This is a genomic window from Streptomyces sp. NPDC055287 (assembly GCF_053646035.1).
Genome location: NZ_JBSHNE010000001.1, coordinates 250,645 through 271,461 on the forward strand (window position 1 = coordinate 250,645; position 20,817 = coordinate 271,461).

At 71.5% G+C, this 20,817-nt stretch carries 14 protein-coding genes; 4 read left to right on the top strand and 10 right to left on the bottom strand.

The genetic code is table 11. The features are described from left to right. From ACWIHY_RS01085 to ACWIHY_RS01100, 4 genes are all read right to left on the bottom strand, one after another. Positions 1 to 3,145 (bottom strand): tetratricopeptide repeat protein (locus tag ACWIHY_RS01085; protein ID WP_454373434.1); only part of this gene is annotated, 3,145 nt, incomplete at its 3' end. Between the two features lie 73 nt (positions 3,146 to 3,218). After that, on the bottom strand, positions 3,219 to 4,283 hold the full coding sequence (locus ACWIHY_RS01090; RefSeq protein ID WP_454373435.1) for a dipeptidase: 1,065 nt from the start codon (positions 4,281 to 4,283) through the stop codon (positions 3,219 to 3,221). Positions 4,284 to 4,336: 53 nt separating this feature from the next. Next, complete coding sequence (locus tag ACWIHY_RS01095; RefSeq protein ID WP_454373437.1) at positions 4,337 to 7,372, bottom strand: alpha-mannosidase; 3,036 nt, start codon at positions 7,370 to 7,372, stop codon at positions 4,337 to 4,339. A 62-nt stretch (positions 7,373 to 7,434) separates the two neighbouring features. Next, the gene (locus tag ACWIHY_RS01100) at positions 7,435 to 7,824 is read right to left on the bottom strand and encodes a VOC family protein (RefSeq protein ID WP_454373438.1); all 390 of its coding nucleotides are present in this window, start codon (positions 7,822 to 7,824) and stop codon (positions 7,435 to 7,437) included. A 148-nt stretch (positions 7,825 to 7,972) separates the two neighbouring features. Between ACWIHY_RS01100 and ACWIHY_RS01105 the strand changes: the two genes are divergently transcribed. Together ACWIHY_RS01105 and ACWIHY_RS01110 are read left to right on the top strand one after the other, a co-directional pair. Further along, entirely contained in the window at positions 7,973 to 8,650 is a 678-nt protein-coding gene (locus tag ACWIHY_RS01105; protein ID WP_454373439.1) for a nucleoside/nucleotide kinase family protein, read from the top strand. 4 nt (positions 8,651 to 8,654) lie between these two features. Further along, the gene (locus ACWIHY_RS01110) at positions 8,655 to 9,815 is read left to right on the top strand and encodes an aminopeptidase P family protein (protein ID WP_454373440.1); all 1,161 of its coding nucleotides are present in this window, start codon (positions 8,655 to 8,657) and stop codon (positions 9,813 to 9,815) included. Between the two features lie 79 nt (positions 9,816 to 9,894). On the opposite strand, the gene treZ is transcribed toward ACWIHY_RS01110, so the two are convergent. Together treZ and ACWIHY_RS01120 are read right to left on the bottom strand one after the other, a co-directional pair. Further along, positions 9,895 to 11,652: a malto-oligosyltrehalose trehalohydrolase gene (treZ, locus tag ACWIHY_RS01115; protein ID WP_454373441.1), complete on the bottom strand. Its 1,758-nt coding sequence runs from the start codon at positions 11,650 to 11,652 to the stop codon at positions 9,895 to 9,897. Positions 11,653 to 11,722: 70 nt separating this feature from the next. After that, positions 11,723 to 12,685: a GNAT family N-acetyltransferase gene (locus tag ACWIHY_RS01120; protein ID WP_454373442.1), complete on the bottom strand. Its 963-nt coding sequence runs from the start codon at positions 12,683 to 12,685 to the stop codon at positions 11,723 to 11,725. Positions 12,686 to 12,829: 144 nt separating this feature from the next. Between ACWIHY_RS01120 and ACWIHY_RS01125 the strand changes: the two genes are divergently transcribed. Both ACWIHY_RS01125 and ACWIHY_RS01130 read left to right on the top strand, forming a co-directional pair. Beyond that, positions 12,830 to 13,378 (top strand): DUF1707 and FHA domain-containing protein, encoded by a 549-nt coding sequence (locus ACWIHY_RS01125; RefSeq protein ID WP_454373443.1) that lies wholly within the window; start codon positions 12,830 to 12,832, stop codon positions 13,376 to 13,378. Between the two features lie 126 nt (positions 13,379 to 13,504). Next, on the top strand, positions 13,505 to 15,751 hold the full coding sequence (locus ACWIHY_RS01130) for an MMPL family transporter (RefSeq protein ID WP_454373444.1): 2,247 nt from the start codon (positions 13,505 to 13,507) through the stop codon (positions 15,749 to 15,751). A gap of 295 nt (positions 15,752 to 16,046) precedes the next feature. Here ACWIHY_RS01130 and ACWIHY_RS01135 read toward each other — a convergent pair whose 3' ends face one another. Genes ACWIHY_RS01135 through ACWIHY_RS01150 form a run of 4 tightly spaced genes read right to left on the bottom strand, consistent with a single transcriptional unit; the run spans position 16,047 to position 20,636 of the window. Beyond that, on the bottom strand, positions 16,047 to 18,266 hold the full coding sequence (locus tag ACWIHY_RS01135; protein ID WP_454373445.1) for a tetratricopeptide repeat protein: 2,220 nt from the start codon (positions 18,264 to 18,266) through the stop codon (positions 16,047 to 16,049). 8 nt (positions 18,267 to 18,274) lie between these two features. After that, positions 18,275 to 18,958, bottom strand: a complete 684-nt coding sequence (locus tag ACWIHY_RS01140) for an acyltransferase (RefSeq protein ID WP_454373446.1) — start codon at positions 18,956 to 18,958, stop codon at positions 18,275 to 18,277. Next, the gene (locus ACWIHY_RS01145) at positions 18,955 to 19,743 is read right to left on the bottom strand and encodes an alpha/beta hydrolase (protein ID WP_454373447.1); all 789 of its coding nucleotides are present in this window, start codon (positions 19,741 to 19,743) and stop codon (positions 18,955 to 18,957) included. The genes ACWIHY_RS01140 and ACWIHY_RS01145 overlap by 4 nt, the downstream gene beginning before the upstream one ends. Continuing rightward, positions 19,725 to 20,636: a glycosyltransferase gene (locus tag ACWIHY_RS01150; RefSeq protein WP_454373448.1), complete on the bottom strand. Its 912-nt coding sequence runs from the start codon at positions 20,634 to 20,636 to the stop codon at positions 19,725 to 19,727. The genes ACWIHY_RS01145 and ACWIHY_RS01150 overlap by 19 nt, the downstream gene beginning before the upstream one ends. Between the last annotated feature and the right edge of the window lie 181 nt (positions 20,637 to 20,817).

Below are 20,817 nucleotides of genomic sequence, written 5' to 3' on the forward strand. Positions count from 1 at the left end.
CGAGGGTGCCGGGGTGGCGGGGGCCGAGGGTGTCGGTGCAGTCGGCGAGGACGGAGCGGTATTCGTGCTCGGCCCGGTCGGTGCGCCCGCGCAGGCGCAGGACGTGGGCGGCGCCGTGCCGTACCGACAGCGTGAGCAGGTGCTGCTCGCCGAGAACGGTACGACGGGCCTCGTACACCTCGCGGAACTCCGTCTCCGCCTGGAGCAGTTGACCTCTGTCCTTGAGCAGGTCGGCCAGGTTGTGGCGGACCGCGAGGGTGCCGGGGTGGCGGGGGCCGAGGGTGTCGGTGCAGTCGGCGAGGACGGAGCGGTATTCGTGCTCGGCCCGGTCGGTGCGCCCGCGCAGGTGCAGGACGTGGGCGGCGCCGTGCCGTACGGACAGCGTGAGCAGGTGCTGCTCGCCCAGCAGCGTGCGGCGGGCGGCGTACACCTCGCGGAACTCCGCCTCCGCGTCCTCGAGCTGGCCGCGCTCCTTGAGGAGGTCGGCGAGATTGTGGCGTACCACCAGCGTGTGCGGATGCATGTCCCCCAGCAGCCTGCGGCGCACCTCGAACACCTCGCGGAACTCCTGCTCCGCGTCGCCGGGCCACCCACGGTCGCGCAGCACCGTCGCCAGTCCGTACCGGGCGGCCACCGTGTCGGGGTGGTCCTCGCCGTGCAGCTCGCGGCGTAACCCCAGGACGGTCCGGAACTCCCCTTCCGCTTCCGTCAGAAGGCCCCGGTCGCGCAGGACGTCCGCGAGGTCGTGACGGACGCCCAGGGTGCTGGGGTGCCCGGCGCCCAGCACCTCCACGCACAGTTCGAGCGTCTCCCGCAGCTCCTGCTCGGCGTGGGCGAACATGCCGCGCTCGTGCAGTACCTGAGCCACGTCGTGCCGCGTCGTCAGCGTGTCGGGGTGGCGGTCACCGAGCGCCTCGCGGTACGCGGCGAGCACCAGCCGGTACTCCTCCTCCGCCTGCCCGAGCAGGCCCCGCTGCTGCGACATGCGGGCCACGCCCTTGCGGGCCGCGAGCGTCTGCGGATCGGCTTCCCCGAGCAGCGTGCGGCGCATGGCGTACACCGTCCGGTACGCCGTCTCCGCCTCGGCGGTACGGCCCCGGTCGTCCAGCAGCTCGGCCAGCGCGTGCCGCGCGTCGGCGGTCTCACCGGCGCCGTCGCCGTAGAGGGCGCGCGTGTCGTCGAGGATCGTGCGCAAAAGGTCCTCGGCCGGCGCGAGGCGGCCGCGCAGCTGGAGCAGGTGTGCGGCGGCGGAGCGTACGTCCAAGGCGTCCGGGTCGAGCGGGTCGCAGGCGACGGCGACGCGCTCGCACGCGTCGAGCACTGCCTCGGCCCGGTCGAGCCAGCCGACCTTGAACAGGTGCCGAGCCCCGGCCGCCGCCGCGCGCAGCGCCTTCGGGACAAGCTCGGGTCCGGCCTCGTACGGATCCGCGATCAGGGCCAGCGGGGCGTCGCAGTGCGGCAGCAGCAGTCGCCAGTGCGGCCAGTCCCTGGGGTCGTCCACGCTCAGCTCGGCTGCGGCCGAGGCCACGAGGTCGGCGACCGCCAGCGCGTAGTGCTCCTGATGCTCGGCGAGGTCCTGCTGGCGCCGGCCCGCGTCACGCACGAGCGGGTGAAGAAGCAGCGTACGGGCGGCCTCACCGTCTGCCGCGGTGGGCGGGGTGTGCAGTTCGATGAGGCCGAAGTCGGCGAGGGCGGTGAGCGCGGTGAACAGCTGGTGGGGCGTCACACCGGGCAGCAGGCCGGACGCCGCGAGACGGTCGGGGTTCAACAGGCCGACCAGGGGCACCGGCGCCTCGCCCAGGCAGCACAGCAGCCGCATCAGGGGGCGGGCCTGCGCGATGCCCCGGCGCTCCAGCAGGTCGAGCGAGAGCTCCCACGTGCGGCTCACCGGCACGGCGCCGCCGCGCGGAGCGTGGCCACCGGGCGGTTCCTCGTCCAGCAGCTCGGTGAAGCGGTCGTCCAGCGCGGCCCGGTAGTCGGCGTACGTGCGGATGGCGCTGGTCCCCGGCCAGGCCGGGAAGGCGGAGGCGGCGGCGAGATGGGCGCCCGCGATGCGCAGCGCCAGCGGCAGGCCGCCGAGTCTGCGGGCCAGCAGCAGCGCGTCCTCGCGCGGGCCCGCCAGGTCGCCGGCGAGGTCGCGCAGGACGTGAGTGGCGTCGGTCTCGTCCAGGGCGTCCACGGGGTGGAGGGTCGCCCAGGGGCCCCAGGTCGCCGGGCTGCTGTCGCGGCTGGTGAGCAGGACCAGCCCGGGCAGCTCGGCGGCCGGGCGGATCCAGCCGGTCCCCTCGGCCAGGCGGCCGTGCGGGGCCAGGTACTCGGGCTCGTCGGCGTTGTCGACGACCAGCAGCCAGGGGTACGCCGTGTCGCACAGCCGCCGCCACAGCAGGTCGGTGGCGCTGGACCGGCCCGACCACGCGCGGTCGATGAGGTCGGCGGGCGTACCGAGAGCGGCGACCACCTCCCGCATGCCGGCGCTCAGCGCGGCCTGGTCCGACGCGCTCACCCACCACGTGGCGACGCCCAGCGCGGCAGAGTGTGCGGCGATCTCCAGGGCCACCGTGGTCTTCCCGCCGCCGCCCATGCCGTGCAGTACCTGGACGCCCGAAGTGGGCTTGCCGACCAGCTGTTTGAGGGTGTCGAGCAGCCGCTCGCGGCCGCGCACCCGCCGGTCGAGCCGTCCGAGCGGAGGCGCGATCGTGAGCGATCCGGGCGCAGTGCCGAAGGAGCGCGGGGCGCCGGTCATGGCGGGACCGGCGGCGGGGCCGAGTTCGAAACGGGCGCCGGGGCCGGTGGCGTGCACGGTCTGGTGCACGACGGTCACCGCCGCCACGGGTAAGGCCCCCGAGAACTCCTCCACGAAGGCGCCGAGCCGCCCGGAGAGAGCGGGGTCTTCGGCGAGAAGCGCCCGCAGATGGGCGTGCCACTGGTCCCGCTGCTCGCGCATGACGAACGCCTGCTGCTCGGCAGGCGTCGCGTCGATCAGCTGACGCGTCCGCTCGAGCTCCTCCACGACCTCGGTGCCCCGCCGCCCGAACATCCGCCCGAGCCGGCGGCGCGCGGTGGCCCACGCGTCCGTGGTCATCAGCGCCACCATGGTTCCCGCCGCGGCGGCGGTGGTCTGTGCCAAGAGCTCTGCCCCGAACATGAAAGACCCCCCTTGGGCACCCAACTCGACGTTTCTGCCCGTATGTTCAGGGTCTCATGTCACTCCACGGACGTCAGCGGACCGACGGGCGGTCAGGGCGGCGGATGTCCTGCGCGGGGCGCCCCAGCTCCTTGCGGAAGAGGGTGAGGACGTTGTCGCCGAGGATCTTGCGGACGGTTTCCTCCGGCACGCCGCGGGACAGCAGGGCCTCCGTCACCAGGGGGAGTCCTCGGGGGCCTTCGATGCCGGAGAGGGACCAGGGGAAGCCGTAGTCGGGCTCGCAGCAGGGTGGCGTGATGTCACCGACGACCTCCTGGATGAAGTCCGGGCCCAGGCCCACGTGGTCGGCCCCGGCGACCTCGGTGATGTGCAGGATGTGGTCGGTCAGGCGGTCCAGGGTGCACTCGGCCGGGTCGTCGGCCAGGAACTCCGGCAGGAAGTTCACGCACACCGTGCCGCCGGTCGCGGCGATGCCCCGGAGCTGGGCGTCCGTGAGGTTGCGGTGGTGGTCGCGCAGGGCGCGCGCCGAGGAGTGGGTGGCCAGGACGGGGCGGGTGGCGAGTTCGAGGACGTGGGCGACGCCGGACGCGCTCAGGTGCGACACGTCGAAGAGGATGCCGAGGCGTTCCATCTCGGCCAGGGCCTCGACCCCCGCCTCCGTGAGGCGGCTTCCGGCGGCATCCTCGCCGCTGCCGTCGGCCAGCGGCGTGCGGCCCCAGTGGGCGAGGGACGCGATGCGTATGCCCAGCCGGTGGAGCGTGGGGAAGAGTTCCACGCTGGCGTCGATGCCGGGTGCGCTCTCCAGGGCCAGCACCAGGGCGATCCGGCCTGACGCCGACGCCGCGTCGATGTCGGCGCCGTCCAGGCACAGCACGACCTCGTCGGCGTTGCCCTCGGCCAGGGTGTGCGCGCACTCGATCATGCGCAGCGTCTCGCGCAGCGCCCCCTCCGGGCGGAACCGGTCCTCGATGAAGACCGGCAGCACCTGGAGGTCCACCCCGCCCTCCCGCAACTGCGGCAGCCACCGTTCGCGGAAGAAGTCCGCCCAGCGGCGCGGCGGGCGGGCGGTCACCGCCAGGAGGAGGTCGTTGTGGGTGTCGGCTACTACGGCGCTCTGGTGCAGTGCGGGAGTGGGCATGGGGCGGGATGCTACGCGGGCCCGGCCCGCTCCGCGGAGCATGTTCCGCGGGCCTACGCGACTCCCCGCGCCAGCCGCAGCGTCAGGATCTGGAACGGGCGCAGGGCCAGCTCCACCGCGCCCTCCCGGGTGAGTTCGTACGTCGGCGACCCCGCCAGGGGGCGCTCCAGCAGGTCCGTCTCCCCCACGGAAACGACCGGGAATCCCGTTGCCAGTGTCGCCGCCGCGCGCCCGCCCGCCGCCTCGTACAGCCGCACGATCACATCACCGCTGTGGTCCTCCGCCAGCTTGACCGCCTCGACGACGACACGGTCGTCGTCGGACGAGACCAGCGGCTCGACGGCGGTGCCGGCGCCCCTGACCGTACGCTCGGGAAGGTTGATCCAGTGCCCCTCACGCACGGCGTCGACCACCGTCGCCCCCGGCACGAGCGCGAACCGCAGGCGGTGCGTGCCCTGGTCGGTATCCGGGTCCGGGTAGCGCGGGGCGCGCAGGAGGGAGAGGCGGACGGTCGTGGTCCGGCCGCCGTCCTCCCGCACGGTACGGGTCACGTCGTGGCCGTACGTCGAGTCGTTGACGATCGCCGCACCCCACCCCGGCTCCTCCACCTGGATCCAGCGGTGCGCGCAGATCTCGAACTTGGCGGCCTCCCAGGAGGTGTTCGTGTGGGTGGCGCGGAAGACATGCCCGAACTGCGTCTCGGCGGCCGACCTGTCGGCAGCCACGTCGAGCGGGAAGGCCGCCTTCAGGAACTTCTCCGTCTCGTGCCAGTCGACGTCCGTCTCGATGTCCAGGACCTTCGCGCCGGAGCGGAGGATGAGGCGCTGTACGGCTGCCGAACTGCCGAAGGAGCGCGTGACCGTCACCACCGCCCGCTCTTCGGCCGACTCGGTGAGGGTGACGCTGTCGGCGTCCACCAGGTCGGTGACGTTGTGGCGGTAGAACGCGTCGATGTCCCACGCGTCCCACATGTTCGGGAAATCCGGGTGGATCTGGAGCAGGTTGGCGGTCCCGCCGGGCGCCACCGCCTCCCGCCGCGCCCCCAGGTCGTACGCCGAGACCACCAGGCCGCGCGCGTCGACCACGATCCGCAGCAGGCCGTTGGCGAGCGTGAAGCCGCCGGACTCGTGGCGCACCACCGTGACGGCGTCCGACGTACGGGGCGGGACGACCGCCGCACCTCCCGCCGGTACCGAACGGCGGGCGTGCGGGGCCGGGTTGAAGGTCATTTCCACCCGCCCGTCTCCCGCCAGCGCCGTCCGGGCGGCCGCCGTGATCCCCTCCAGCTCCTCCCGCACCCGCGCGTACGTCGCCCGCGCCTCCCGGTGGACCCACGCGATCGACGAGCCCGGCAGGATGTCGTGGAACTGGTGCAGCAGGACCGTCTTCCAGATCCGCTCCAGGTCCTCGTACGGATAGGAGTAGCCGGCCACCCGCACCGCCGCCGTCGCCGACCACAGCTCGGCCTCCCGCAGCAGCGACTCGCTGTGCCGGTTGCCCTGCTTGGTCTTCGCCTGTGAGGTGTACGTGCCCCGGTGCAGCTCCAGATACAACTCGCCCGCCCACACCGGCGCGTCCGGGTACTCCGCCTCCGCCTTCGCGAAGAAGGCGGAGGGCTTCTCGACCGTGACCCTCGGCGAGCCCTCCAGGTCCCGCAGCCGCTCCGCCCGCGCCAGCATCTCCCGCGTGGGGCCGCCACCGCCGTCACCCCACCCGAAGGGCACGAGCGAGCGCGAGGCCCGGCCCTTCTCGCGGTAGTTGCGGGCCGCGTGTGCCATCTGCGCGCCGCCGAGATCGGAGTTGTACGTATCCACGGGAGGGAAGTGTGTGAAGACGCGTGTGCCGTCGATTCCCTCCCACCAGAAGGTGTGGTGGGGGAACGCGTTGGACTGGCTCCATGAGATCTTCTGGGTCAGGAACCACTTGGAGCCCGACAGCTTGACCAGCTGCGGCATCGCCGCCGTGTAGCCGAAGGAGTCCGGCAGCCAGACCTCGTTCGTGTCGATGCCGAACTCCTCCAGGAAGAACTTCTTCCCGTACAGGAACTGACGGGCCATCGCCTCCCCGCCCACCATGTTGGTGTCCGACTCGACCCACATCCCGCCGACCGGTACGAACTGGCCGCTCCCGGTCTTCTCCCTCACCTTCGCGAAGACTTCCGGCCGGTGCTCCTTGATCCAGGCGAGCTGCTGCGCCTGCGACATCGCGAAGACGAACTGCGGGTGGGTGTCCATCAGGGCCACCACGTTGGAGCAGGTACGCGCCACCTTCCGCACCGTCTCGCGCAGCGGCCACAGCCACGCCGAGTCGATGTGCGCGTGCCCGACGGCGCTGACGCGGTGCGCGGAGGCGTTCGCGGGGGCGGCCAGGGCGCCGGTCAGTTCCGCGCGGGCGCGGGCGGCCGTACCGGCGACATCGGCCAGGTCGAGGGCGTCCAGCGCGCGCTCGACCGCCCGAAGGATCTCCCAGCGGCGCGCGTCGCTCTCCGCGAGCTCGGTCATCAGCGAACCCAGCACCTCCAGGTCCTGGACCAGCTCCCACACCTCGGCCTCGAAGACCACCAGGTCCATCCGCTCGACGCGGTAGAGAGGCTCGGGCGACGAGGTCAGCCTGTCTCCCTCGTACGTCGGTGTCTGGCCGGCCAGCACCGGATTGGACGCGGCCTCGACGTACAGCAGCACCTCCTCGCCGCCCTCGGCCGGGTCGCCGATCCGCACCCAGTCGTTGAACGGGTTGAGGGCCTTCACCGCCTCCCCGTCGGCACGGTAGACCAGGCCCTCGCATTGGAAGCCCGGCATCCGCCGGTCGAAGCCGAGGTCGATGACGGCCTCGACGGTGCGTCCCCGCCACTCGCCCGGCACCCGCCCCGTGACCCTGAACCACGTGGTGCCCCACGCCGGGCCCCACGGCTGCCCCGCCGCGGCCGGCTCGTACCCGGCGGACAGGCCCTCCGCGACCGGCACCGGCTCGCCAGGGGCCACCCACTTCGCGACGGTCAGGGGCAGCGGCCGGGAGCGTACGGCGGGCTTGACGCGCTCGGCGAGGACGCGGCGCAGGCGGTGTTCCACGATGCTTCGGTCGTCATGCATGACGTGACTCCGATGGTGGGGAAGACGGCCCTCGGTGATCGGCTACCCGCTCCGGCCGGCCCTCAGGCGGGCTGGAGCAGATCCCAGCGGTTGCCGTACAGGTCCTCGAAGACCGCGACCGAGCCGTACGGCTCATGGCGCGGCTCCTCCAGGAAGCGGACGCCCGCCGCCGTCATGCGGGCGTGATCGCGCGCGAAGTCCTCGGTGTGCAGGAAGAAGCCGACGCGCCCGCCCGTCTGCCCGCCGACGCGCGCGAGCTGGGCGTCGTCCTTCGCACGGGCCAGCAGCAGCCCCGTACCGCCGGCGGAACCGGGCGGGCTGACGACGACCCAGCGGGAGCCGTCGCCGCGGTCGGTGTCCTCGGCCAGTTCGAAGCCGAGGGCGCCGGTGTAGAAGGCGATGGCGTCGTCGTAGTCACGGACGACGAGGGTGACGAGGGCGATGTGCGACATGGGTGTCTTCCTACCCCACGCCGTGCCTTCCCACGGTGACATTTCCGGCTCCGCCGCACCGGGGCGCCGTACGAGCCCCGTCCCAGGCGCGGCCGGGGCACCGGGGGGGGCTTGCCCCCGGCCCGGTCCCCGCCCTCACAATGCCCGCATGGAACCGCACCGCCTCGTGGACCGCGCCCGCTGTCTCGTAGTCCCCGGCCGCCGCCGCGTCCTCGGCATCGCCGGGCCGCCCGGGGCCGGCAAGTCCACCCTCGCCGCCCACCTCGTCGACCGCCTCGGCGGACTCGCCGTACTCGTCCCCATGGACGGCTTCCACCTCGCCGGAGCCGAACTGGAGCGCCTCGGGCGTACGGACAGGAAGGGCGCCCCGGACACCTTCGACGCCGCCGGTTACGCCGCCCTGCTGGCCAGGCTGCGCAGCCCCGAGGCTCCCGACACGGTCGTCTACGCGCCCGCCTTCGACCGGTCGGCCGAGGAACCCGTGGCGGGCAGTATCGCGGTGCCGGGCCCGCAGGACGTACCGCTCGTCGTCACCGAGGGCAACTACCTGCTGCTCGACGAGGGTCCCTGGGCGCGCGTACGGGACCTGCTCGACGAGGTCTGGTTCCTGGAGCTCGACCAGGACGAGCGGGTACGCCGCCTCGTCGACCGGCACGAGCGGTTCGGCAGGTCCCGCCCGGCCGCCGAACGCTTCGTCCACGCGTCGGACGAGGTCAACGCGTGCCTGGTCGCACCCGGCCGGGAGAGTGCCGACCTCGTGGTCACCTTCGCCCCGGGCGCCGCCCCGCAACCGGCTCGCGAGGAGACCCGGCGCCGGGCAGGATGAGGCCATGTCCTCCGCGCCCCGGCCCTTCGTGCCCGCCGCCTCCGCCCCGGCCCCCGCGCCCTTCACCGCCGACGACTACCGCGCCCGCATGGCCCGCGCCGCCCAGTCGGCCGCGGACGCCGGCCTGGACGGCGTGCTCGTCGCCCCCGGACCCGACCTGGTGCACCTCACCGGATACCGGCCCACCGCGATCACCGAACGCCTGACGCTGCTCGTCCTGTCCGTGGAGCAGGACCCGGTGCTCGTCGTGCCGACCCTGGAGGCACCGGACGCCGAGCAGGCCGCCGGAGCCTCCGCACTCACCCTGCGCGACTGGACGGACGGCAAGGACCCGTACGCCGTCGCCGCACCGCTCCTGGACGTCGCCGGCCGCTTCGCGGTCAGCGACAACACCTGGGCGATGCATCTGCTCGGCCTCCAGCAGGCACTGCCGAGCACCTCGTACGTGTCCCTGACCGCGGCTCTGCCCATGCTGAGGGCCGTCAAGGACGCCGCCGAGCTGGCCCGCCTGGAAGCGGCGGGCGCGGCCGCGGACGCGACGTACGAGGAGATCCTCAGGGTCCGCTTCTCCGGGCGGCGCGAGACCGAGGTGGCCGCCGAACTCGCGCACCTGCTCACGCAGTCGGGGCACGAGCAGGTGGACTTCACCGTCGTCGGCAGCGGCCCGAACGGCGCCAACCCGCACCACGAGGCGGGCGGCCGCGTCATCGAGGAGGGCGACATGGTCGTACTCGACTTCGGCGGCCTCAAGCACGGCTACGGCTCCGACACCTCCCGTACGGTCCACGTCGGCGCCCCGACCGCCGAGGAGCAGCGGGTCCATGACGTCGTACGGGAGGCCCAGCAGGCGGCGTTCGAGGCGGTGCGGCCCGGGATCGCCTGCCAGGACGTGGACCGGGTGGCGCGCGCGGTCATCACCGGGGCCGGGTACGGGGAACGGTTCATCCACCGCACCGGACACGGCATCGGCGTGACCACACACGAACCGCCGTACATGATCGAGGGCGAACGGCAGCCGCTCGTACCCGGCATGTGCTTCTCCGTCGAGCCCGGCATCTACCTCCCGGGGCGCTTCGGCGTCCGCATCGAGGACATCGTGACCGTCACGGAGGACGGCGGGCGCCGCCTCAACACGACGGCCCGCGAGCTGGCCGTCGTCGGATGAGCCTGTCGGCGGCTCGGGCCGGCTGCCGGGCCGCCGAGGGCCCCCGTCGGCCCTCCTTGTCCGTCGGCCGCACCGCCGGTCAGCTTCCGGCGGGGCCCAGTACGACACAGGACTCCGGCGGCAGGTGCAGCAGCCCGTCGGCGCCCGGCGCGTCGACCGGCTCCCAGGCCGCGAGGACGCGGCTGAGGCCGTTGCGGCCGAGGCCGATCGTGGCGGGCTCCTTCGCCAGGTTCACCGCGACGCGGATGTCGCCGCGCCGGTACGCCAGCCAACGGGCGCCCTCGTCGTACGCGACCTTGACCGCCGCCAGATCGGGGTCCGCGAGGTCGGGCCGCTCGCGGCGCAGCGCGATCAGCTCGCGGTACCAGGCCAGCACGCGCGCGTGGGGCTCCTTCTCCTGCTCGGACCAGTCCAGGCAGGACCGCTCCCTGGTCCGCGGGTCCTGCGGGTCCGGGATGTCCTCCGCCGCCCATCCGTGCGCGGCGAACTCCCGCCTCCTTCCCTCCCGTACGGCCTGGGCGAGCTGCGGGTCGGTGTGGTCGGTGAAGAACTGCCAGGGGGTGCGGGCCGCCCACTCCTCGCCCATGAAGAGCATGGGGACGTACGGGCCGGTGAGGACGAGCGTGGCGGCGCAGGCGAGCAGGCCGGGGGAGAGCGTGGCGGAAAGCCGGTCTCCGAGGGCTCTGTTGCCGACCTGGTCGTGGGTCTGGGAGTAACCCAGGAAGCGGTGTGCGGCGGTTCTCGTGCGGTCCACGGAACGGCCGTGGACGCGTCCCCGGAACGTCGAGTACGTACCGTTGTGGAAGAACACCTGGGTGAGCGTCTTGGCGAGCGCGCCCAGGGGGGCGCGGGCGAAGTCGGCGTAGTAGCCCCGGGATTCGCCGGTGAGAGCGGTGTGCAGGGCGTGGTGGAAATCGTCGTTCCACTGCGCGTGCAGACCGAGCCCCCAGGACTCGCGCGGGGCGGTCGTGCGGGGGTCGCCCTGATCGGACTCGGCGATCAGGAAGAGTGACCGTCCCACCTCGGTGGAGAGCGTGTCGACGGCTGCCGACAGCTCCTCCAGGAAGGTCAGCGCGCGGGTGTCGGCGAGGGCGTGCACCGCGTCGAGCCGCAGCCCGTCGACGCAGTAGTCACGCAGCCAGGCGAGGGCGCTGCCGAGCAGGAACGCGCGCACCTCGTCGGACCCGGGCGCGTCCAGGTTGACGGCCGAACCCCAGGGGGTGTGGTGCGTGTCCGTGAAGTACGGGCCGAACATGGGCAGGTAGTTGCCGGAGGGGCCGAGGTGGTTGTGGACGACGTCGAGCACGACGCCGAGCCCGAGGCCGTGCGCCGTGTCGACGAAGCGCTTGAGCCCTTCGGGGCCCCCGTACGGTTCGTGCACGGCCCACAGGGACACGCCCTCGTACCCCCAGCCGTGCGTTCCCGGGAACGGGCAGACGGGCATCACCTCGACGTGGGTGACGCCCAGCTCGGCCAGATGGCCGAGCCGGCGGGCGGCGGCGTCGAAGGTGCCCTCGGGTGTGTACGTACCGATGTGCAGCTCGTAGAGGACCGCTCCCGCCAGGGGAACGCCGCCCGGCCAAGCCGTCCCCCACTCGTGCGCGTTGTGGTCCACGACGGCGCTGAGGCCGTCGGGACCGTCCGGCTGGCGGCGCGAGCGGGGATCGGGGAGTACGGGCCCGCCGTCGAGGGAGAAGCCGTAGCGCGCTCCCTCACCCGCGTCGGCCTCGGCCGTCCACCACCCCTCCCGCGCCGGATCGCGCTCCATGGCGTGCGTCCCGCCCGCCAGCTGAAGCTCTGCCTGCTCGGCCTTCGGTGCCCACACCTCGAACCGCACGGGCGGCCCCTCTCGTCGACGATGCCGCCACCCATGGTGCGTCAGACGGGCATGGTCCGCCGGTAATTCGTCAGCTCCACGTCATATTGACCGTGCGCTCGAAATTCACGTACCCGGCGCGTTCGAACGACTTGGCCATCGGAACGTTGGCGAGGTCCGTCGACGCGCGGATGCGGGGCACGTCCTGGGCGGCGAGGACGCGGGTGCCCTCGGCCAGGATGTCGTCGATGTAGCCGTGCCCCCGGTGGGCGGGCACGACACCGATGTAGGCGATGATGTGGTGGTAGTTGTTGCGCGCCGGAACGACGAATCCGACCGGTGCGCCGCCGTCGGGGAGTTCGGCGATGCGCCACCACTCGCGCGGCGAGGAAAGGCCCGCGAACTCCTCCTCGAACTGCAGCTCCGCGGCCTCGCGCGGACTGAGACCCGACGTCAGGTCGGCCTGGCTGTGCGCGTCGAGCGTGCCCTCCAGGACCAGCGTCATCAGCGCGATGAGCTCCTCCTGGCCGTTCGGGGGACGGAACGTCAGCCGGCCGGTGGGCTCGGGCAGCGGGGTGCCGGGCCGCCATTCGAGACGCAGACGCTCGACGAGCAGCCGCGCACCGGTCTGTTCCAGGACCTTGATCCGCGCCGCGACCACATCGTGCGCCGCGTCGTCGTCGTGCCAGTCCGGCGGTATGAAACGGCCGTACTCGGGACGGGGCGCACCGGTCGGCAGAACGGCGGCCGACGCGGTCTCCAGGAGCCGCAGGCCGATCTCGCCGCGCTCCGGCTCCGCGAGCGTGTCGTCCAGGTCGAAGAAGTCGAGGGCGCTAGGCGGTTCGCCGGCCCTGGAGGTCCACCAGGAGAGGCGGGCCAGCACCCGGTCCCCGCGCAGCGCCACCCACATCCATTCCGGGCGGCGACGGCCGGTGGCCAGGTCGTCCGCGAGTTCGTGGTCGAGGACGTACGTGAGCCGGCAGAAGAGACCGAGCTCCTCGGGTCCCGTGAGCGGCCGTACGGTCGGTTCCTGGTCCTGCGGTGTCGCGGTCAAGCGGTCCCCCTGTGACGTGTGAGTACGCAGACGGTAACAAGATCATCCGGGATTCGATACGGAGTTCCGTCTGCGCAGGTCAGGTCGTACGGAATGCCCTGTTCTTCTGGACACCCGCGCCGGGTCGGCCCGACAATCGGGTCTGTGACGTCCTCCTTCGAGTTCCACACGTATCCCGCTCGGCTGTCCGACGCCGAGCGCGACCGTGTGCTCGGGGTGCTCAGAGAGGGCGCGGCCCAGGGGAAGTTGTCGCACGACACCTTCGTGCGCCGGATGGAACTCGCCCTGGTCGCCCGCCGCTCCGAGGAACTGGCCGTCCTCACCTCCGATCTGGAGACCGAGAGCCGCCGGGCGCGGGGACTGTTCGGTGCGGTGGAGCGGGCGTCGGCGTTCACGGTACGGCTGCGCAGGGCGTGGCAGTCGGAGCGGCTGCCGAAGCTGCTGTTCCCCGAGCCGGGTCCGTACCCGCTGCGGATCGGCCGTGATCCCGCGAACGGGCTCCGGCTCAGCCACGAGACGGTCTCGCGCGTGCACGCCGAACTCTCCGTGCAGGGCGGCAGGTGGACCCTGCGCGACCTCGGCTCGACCAACGGGACGTCCGTCAACGGGCGCCGGGTCACGGGAGCCGTCCCGGTGCGGGACGGGGACCAGGTGAGCTTCGGACGGATGAGCTTCCGGCTCTCGGCGCGCTGAAGCTGCCCGCAAGGGCAGGGGTGGGGATAACCGCAGGACGGCCCGGCCGCTGGTACCAGTGACCGGGAGGGCCCGGACCGGGACGCTTGATCACGAAGCGGAAAGCGTCCTGGGGAGGGAACCACAATGGCCGGCAGCAGTCAGCCGATCACGGTCCGAATCGCGCGTTGGTGTGCCACACATCCATGGCGAGCCATCGCCGGCTGGCTGATGCTGCTCGTCGTATGCGTCGGCGCGGGCAGCGCGGTGGGCATGAACAAGGGGCAGTTCTCCGACTTCTGGATCGGTGAGGCGGGCCGGGCCGAGTCCATCGCCGCCGACGGCGGACTCACCCCGGCGCCCGTCGAGCGGGTGCTGATCACGGCGGAGCGCGGGAAGCCCGGTGCCGCTGCCGCCGAAGACGCCGCACGCGACGTACGCCGGCGGATGGAGGACCTGCCCACCGTTGCCTCGGTCGCCGCGCCGAAGGCCTCCGCGGACGGCTCCGCGCTCATGGTCGCCGTCACCCTGCGCGGGGACAAGGAGACCGCCAAGGAGGACGTCGACGCGCTGCTGAAGCAGACCGAGGCCGTGCAGAGCGAGCACCGTGACCTGCGGATCGAACAGACCGGCAGCGCCTCGATCTCCAACGGGGTCAACGACAAGCAGGGCAAGGACCTTCAGCGCACCGAGATGATCAGCCTGCCGGTCACGTTCATCATCCTGTTCGTCGTCTTCGGGTCGGTCCTGGCGGCCGGCATTCCGGTACTGCTCGCCCTCTTCGCCTTCGGCGGAGCGGTGGGCCTGTACGGACTCGCCTCCTGGATCACCCCCGACGCGGGCGGCGCGGCGCTGAGCGTCATCTTCATGCTCGGCATGGCGGTCGGCGTCGATTACTCGCTCTTCTACCTGAAGCGCGCCCGTGAGGAGCGCGAGCGCACGGGCGGCACGATCAGCCACGCCGCAGCCGTCGAACTGGCCGCCGCCACCTCGGGGCGTGCCGTCGTCGACTCGGGCCTGGCGGTCGCCCTCGCGCTCGGCGGCCTGTACCTGATGGACGACGTGATCTTCTCGTCGATCGCCACCGGGGCCATCCTCGTCACCCTCGTCGCGGTGGCCGGATCACTGACCGTACTGCCCGCCCTGCTCGCCAAGCTGGGACAACGGACGGACGGCCGCAGGGGCCGGCGCCGCGCGGCACGCCGTGCGGCCGGTGGGGGCGCGGCGCACGCCGGGGAGCAGAGCCGCCTGTGGTCCGCCCTCCTGCGACCCGTCATGCGCAGGCCGCTCGCGACCCTGCTCGTCGGGCTCGCCGCCACGGCGGCTCTCGCCCTGCCCACGCTCAACATGAAGCTCGGCACCGAGGGCAAGGACACGTTCCCCGACAGCGTGGCCGCCATGGCGACGTACGACCGGCTGACGGCCGCCTATCCGGCCGAGGGGACCGCGCACCTCGTCCTCGTACGGTCGGACGCGGCCCACGCGGACGAGGCGAAGGCCGCCCTGCGCCGGCTCGCCGACCGGACCAGGGACAACAACGAACTCTTCGCCCAGGACGGCACCGCACCGCAACTGCGCACCTCCGGGGACGGGCGTTCCGCCATGCTGACGCTGCCCGTCCCGTACGCCGAGAACTCCGAACCGGCGGACCGCTCCCTGGCGTTGCTGCGCGGTGAGCTCGTACCTGCGACCGTCGGCAAGGTCGCGGGCACCGAGGCCGCCGTCAGCGGGGAGATCGCCTACGGCGCGGACTACGCCGCGCACCAGGAGAAGCGGCTGCCCTGGGTGATCCTCTTCGTGTCGCTGGCGACCCTCGCCATCATGTACACCGCGTTCCGCTCCGTCGTCATGGCCGTGCTCAGCATGCTGCTCAACCTCGCCGCGGTGATGGTCTCCTGGGGCGTACTGACGCTGGTCTTCCAGGGCACCTGGGCCGAGGGGATCCTCGGCTTCGAGTCCACCGGATTCGTCGGATCCCGTACGCCGCTGCTGGTGTTCGCCATCCTGGTGGGCCTGTCCACCGACTACCAGATCTTCGTGGTCAGCCGGATCAGGGAGGCCGTGCGACGCGGCGTACCGACGCGCGACGCGGTGGTGGAGGGGATCACCGGCTCCGCGAGTGTCGTCACCAGCGCCGCCGTCATCATGGTGTCGGTCTTCATCAGCTTCCTTTTCATCGACCGCATCGAGATGAAGCAGATCGCCGTGGGACTCACGGTGGCGGTGCTCTTCGACGCGATCGTGCTGCGGGCGCTGATCCTGCCCTCGGCGATGGCGCTCCTCGGAGACCGCTGCTGGTGGCGCCCGCGGACCGCGGGTGCCGGCCCCGGGCGGCCGGCCGGCGATCTGCCCCGCCCCGTCACTTCTGGTGCAGGCTCCGCCCGGCGAGAGTGAGGAAGGCCTCTCCGACGGCCTCGGAGGGCGTCGGACGGGCGTGGATGTGGCGGGCGACGTCGGAGGGTTCGGCGTCCCCGGCAGGAGGTCGCCGACCACGCGGATGCCCGGTACGGCCTGTGTGGCGCTCCCGGTGGACCCGCCCTGGCGGGGCGCCATGACGTCTTCTCCCGCGTCGGGCTGACGCGAGCGGCGGCGACGTTCGCCGACCTGCTGCGCGACGCGTGGCCGCACGCCGTCCCCCGTGCGCACGAGCCCTGCGCCACGGAGCACGCGGCGCGCCGCTGGGACGGATTCACCGCACCGCGGGGCCCGCGGGTGCGGCCGTACGGGACACCGCGTGCTCAAGGCCGGCAACCAGGGAAGGGGGCACCGCGCCGCTGGTCGCCGAGGCGCATTCCAGGGCGCGTACATAGTGATGGTGTGCGGTGGCCCGGTCGCCGGTCACTTCCGCGCACCTGCCCGCACCGGCCAGGGTGTGACACAGCCGTGGATGCGCCGGCCCGAGCGCGGCACGCTCCACGGCGGCGGCCTGCTGGTAGAGCCCACCCGCCCTCCGCCTGTCGCCGAGCTGCTCCAGGACCGACGCCAGTCCCGCCCAACTGCGAGCGGTGTGCGGATGCACCGTGCCGAGCGTGCGGGTCCTGATGTCGACCGCCTTCGCGTAGCTGTTCCTGGCATCGGTGAGACTGTTCCGGAGCGAATGCAGCCGGCCCATGGAGTGGTAGGAACGGGCGACTTCCGGGTGAGGCTCCCCGAACCGCTCGAGCCGCGACTCCAGAGCGGCCGTGTGCAGTTCCTCGGCCTCGTCCAGGCGGCCGAGGTCGGCCAGGGCGTTGCCGTAACCGGACTGGGTCCACACGATGTCGTGATGTGCGGGCCGGAGCCCGTCGTAGACCCTGAGGGCCTCCTGGAAGTACCGCACGGCGGCTCCGCTCCTGCCGAGATCACGCAGCACATCACCGATGCCGGTGAGGGCCCAGGCGACACTCCGGTCCTGCGGGCCGAACGCGTCCCGGGAGAGGCGGTACGCCTGAACGTGCAGACGCAGGGCGGTGCGAGGAGAGCCGAGCTCGGTCCAGGCGATGGACAGGTCGTTCAGCGCCGCCGGCAGGAGTGCCGGATCCACCTGCTGACCCAGCGCTCGGTAGATCTCGGAAGCGGCTTCGAAGAGGGGCAGACACACATGCATTTCGCCGATGCTCCAGACGAACCGGCCGCAGGCGTGGGCCGAGTCCGCGAGCAGTACGTCGGTGAACCCGAGCCGTCTCCCTTGGCGGACGACGGACAGAACGTGCGAGAACAGCGGCGCCGCCTCGGCCCTGGCCGAGATGTCCCAGGGCCTGTCCGGGAATCTGTCGTTGATGACGCGCAGCAGGGCACGGAGAGTCTGCTCCGAGCGCTCACTTCCCACGCTCTCCCGCACGAGCGCCTGCACCAGGTAGTGCACGGAGAGCGTGTCCCCGGTGGTGTTGGTCGACGCGAGCGAATAGCGGCGCAGCGCCGCGAGCCCTTCGTTGAACTCCAGGCCGCCCAGTCCGGTCGCCTCGCGCAGGAGAGGCACGGGGATCGCCGCATGGTCCAGATAACAGGCAGACTCGAGAATGGCCGACGAGGCTCCGGTGATCGATGCCGCCCCCTCGATCGCCGCGTCGACGGCCCGCAGTACGCCGAAGCGGTTGGTGCGCAGCAGCCCAGAGCGTTCCAGAATGATCCTCGGGGACTCCTGGAGGTACGTCAGGTACTCGGAGAATTCCAGCCGGGTCGCCTGGATGTAGCTGGCCGCCTGTTCGAGCGCCAGGGGAAGGCACCCCAGCTCGGTGGCGACCAGACGGGCACTGTCGAGCTCGTTCCGTCTGCCGGTGCGGTCGACCAGATAAGCCGAACTGGCCTGGATGGAGGGGACGTCCACCTCCAGCACGCTGTCCTGGTACTCCTCCCAGATCGGGTCGTTGGAGCTGAGCAGCACGTGGTTCCGTCGCGTGGTCCGGGGGAGCAGGGAGAACAACAGGTCGGAGTGGTTGGCGTTGTCGAAGATGACGAGCCACCGCCGCTTGTTCTCCAGCCACTGCTTGAGATCGTTGGCGATGGCCAGCTGCGTTCGCTGCCGTTCCGGTTCCACCAGCCGCAGTGCGTTGGCCAGTTCGATGAAACTGGCCACCAGGTCTTCCGGCGTGGTCGCCGTGACCCACCAGACGATGCGGTACTTCCCGCGGTAGCGGTGTGCGTACTGGGCCGACGCCTGCGATTTGCCGACCCCCGGCATGCCGACAAGGACGCACACCCCGCGGTGTTCCCGCCGCCTGGCCAGGACGGCCTTCCTGATGGCGGCGATCTGCTGGTCCTCCGCTATGAGGTTGTTGCGAACCGCCAGTGGTACGTAGTAGGCCTCGTCCGCTCTCCGGAACATCCCGGACAGGGCGCGCACCAGCCTGTTCTGCAGCAGGGTGACGGCTCCGCCGACGACCAGCGTCCCGGCGGTGGTGATGAGCCAGAAGAGGGCGGAGTGCCACATGGCGCCTCCTACAAGGTGAATGTGGGGCCGAGACCGTCCTCCAGGACGCCCTTTCCGTTCATCGACCGCTCTCTGTACGCCTCGAACGCCTTCAGCGGCATGATCCGGTTGAAACCCAGCACCATCGACTCCGGCGGCACGGATTTCGTGAGGGTCGCTCCGGCCGCCACGTAACTGCCCGCCCCCAGCGTGATGCCGCCGACCAGAGTGGCGCCGATGCCGACCACGACGTCGTCCTCCAGGACGGGGGACGGCTCGTCGCGGGACCAGTCGAGCGGGCGGCTGTACTTGTGGGCGATGTGCCCCATCATCGTCACGTTGTCCCCGATGACCACGCGCACCGGAACGAATCCCGCGATACGGCAGTTCTGCCCGATGGACACGTCGTCGTAGATCTTCGCGCCGTACAGCAGCATGGTGGCGTCACCCACGCGGCTGCGCGCTCCCAGCCGGACGTAGTCGTCGATGAAGACATCGGCTCCCACCGTCGCCCCCTCGTAGACCAGGACGTGGCTGCCGATGACGGTACGGTCGCCGATCCGCACCGCGGCGACGTCGTCGGCGCGGGCGGCGGCCGGCCGGTCCGTGTACTGAACGTTGAGCCGCTTGTGTTCCGCCCCCAGAACGCTGAAGTACCCCACGCTCACGTCGTCTCCGAGGTCAACGTTCCGGCGGATGACGAAGTCGCTCATCCCGCCTTCCCGGGGACCGCGACCGACAGCAGCCACTGCACGGTGGCATCGATGACGTCCGCCTGATGCTCCAGGAACCCGTGCCCGGCACCGGGAAGCGACAGGAGAGTGCCTTGTGCGGCCGACGCCATGGCCTCGGCGGTGTAGTGGAACGGCACCAACTGGTCCGCCGTCCCGTGCGCCGCGAAGACCGGAAGACGCAGACCGGCGAGTACGCCCCCGAGGTCCGTCCGCTCCATCTCCTCGACGAGATCGCGGCCGAGCTTGAAACCGTCGAGAACGACGTGATCGGCCTCGCCGTCGGCGAGCTGCTGCTGGGTACGCTCGTTGATCGCTGTCCTGGACCACGCCGTTCCGGGGCGGATGAATGTTCCGCACGCGTTGACAACGGGGTTCCAGAGGGCCAGAGCGTGCAGGTCCGAGGCGCCGTCCGCGGCGAGCCTGACTGCCGAGAGAGCACCGAAACTCGTGGCGATGAGGAGAACGGGTAAGTCCCCTCTCGACGCGGCGAAGGAGTGGGCCGCCCTCAGATCGTCGAACTCTCCCTGAATGGTCATCCGGTCGGAGGGGATCTGGCTCGCACCATGTCCTCGATAGTCGAACCTCAGTACGTTGAATCGCTCTTTTGTGAGACGTTCCGCGGTCCGGCGGTGCAGGCCTTCGTATTCGTCCTTGTCGGCCATCAGGCCGTGGCACATGATCACATGGGCGACGGGCGCGCCGTCCGCTTCCTCCCAGACGTAGGAAAGCGTGTGGCCGTCGGTGGTCAGAATCTTCTCGGGCATGGCACCCCTGGTGACTTGAGCGTTCCGCTCGGATAATCGATGTAGGGAAGCGTCATGCGCGTTCCCCAGTCGTAGATCTGGTAATGGAAGTGTTGGTAGGGGGCGATGCGCCCGAGGGTCTCCACCTTCTTGGCATCGGCGTGCATGCCGTGCAGGGAGTTGAGCTGGTGCGTGATCGCGGAGATCCGTCGCTCGTGCAGTTGTGGATGCTTGGACAGTCCGTTGGGGCTTTCACGGTACCGGTAGAGGTACTGCGGTATGTGCCGGATCTCCTGACCGGTGGCATGAGCCCGGACCGCGAATTCCGTCAGCTCGGCACAGGGCAGGTGTTCGTCGAACGCCCCGCCGTCCAGGAGGTAGCGGCGGGCCGCCGCCAGGGGATGCCCGACAAAGATGGAGTGGAAAATGGGGTTGTACGGACTGGTCCGGTAGTCCCGGTAGAGCTCGTAGTACGCCGTGGAGCAGATCGCCCGCAGTTGACTCCGCATGTCGGGCGCGTACTTGACGGAATTCGCGAACAGCACGGTGGCGGAAGGATATTGTTCGGCCGCCCGTGCGAAAGCGAGCAGACACGATGCGACGAGCAGATCGTCGCCGTCCAGGAACAGAACCAGGTCCGCGGTGGCTTCCGCGGCCCCCGCGTTGCGCGCGGCTCCGACCGTTGCCTCCGGGGGGAGTTCCACTCGTTTCACGAACCCCTCGTGGAATCCGCGCGTGCCACGGCTCGGGACGGGCGCGAATGTGTTCGTGCGTCCGGCCTCGTGAACGACGACGATCTCGAACTGATCGCGGGGCAGGGTCTGGCGCGCGAGACTGCCGACGGCGTGGGAGACCAATCGCTCACTGATTCCGTGGGCCGTGACCACTACGGTGATTTTCGGGCGTCTCTTCATCGACCAGCCCTACAGGCGGGGAATCCGGGAACGAGCGGGCGCCAACCATAGGCTCCTGCCCGGTCGGCCGACAAGGCATCGTATGAGCCATGCACGGTCGTGGGGGGGGGGGGGGGGCCGCCCCCCCCCCCCCCGCGAAGGGGGGCCCGCGCGGGGGGCCCGGGGGCCGGGGGCCCCGGGC

Bases quoted from the DNA above. Each gene is read 5' to 3' on its own strand.
- ACWIHY_RS01090 (WP_454373435.1), bottom strand. From the start codon at position 4,283: ATGCCCACTCCCGCACTGCACCAGAGCGCCGTAGTAGCCGACACCCAC.
- ACWIHY_RS01095 (WP_454373437.1), bottom strand. From the start codon at position 7,372: ATGCATGACGACCGAAGCATCGTGGAACACCGCCTGCGCCGCGTCCTC.
- ACWIHY_RS01100 (WP_454373438.1), bottom strand. From the start codon at position 7,824: ATGTCGCACATCGCCCTCGTCACCCTCGTCGTCCGTGACTACGACGAC.
- ACWIHY_RS01105 (WP_454373439.1), top strand. From the start codon at position 7,973: ATGGAACCGCACCGCCTCGTGGACCGCGCCCGCTGTCTCGTAGTCCCC.
- ACWIHY_RS01110 (WP_454373440.1), top strand. From the start codon at position 8,655: ATGTCCTCCGCGCCCCGGCCCTTCGTGCCCGCCGCCTCCGCCCCGGCC.
- ACWIHY_RS01130 (WP_454373444.1), top strand. From the start codon at position 13,505: ATGGCCGGCAGCAGTCAGCCGATCACGGTCCGAATCGCGCGTTGGTGT.
- ACWIHY_RS01135 (WP_454373445.1), bottom strand. From the start codon at position 18,266: ATGTGGCACTCCGCCCTCTTCTGGCTCATCACCACCGCCGGGACGCTG.
- ACWIHY_RS01140 (WP_454373446.1), bottom strand. From the start codon at position 18,958: ATGAGCGACTTCGTCATCCGCCGGAACGTTGACCTCGGAGACGACGTG.
- ACWIHY_RS01145 (WP_454373447.1), bottom strand. From the start codon at position 19,743: ATGCCCGAGAAGATTCTGACCACCGACGGCCACACGCTTTCCTACGTC.
- ACWIHY_RS01150 (WP_454373448.1), bottom strand. From the start codon at position 20,636: ATGAAGAGACGCCCGAAAATCACCGTAGTGGTCACGGCCCACGGAATC.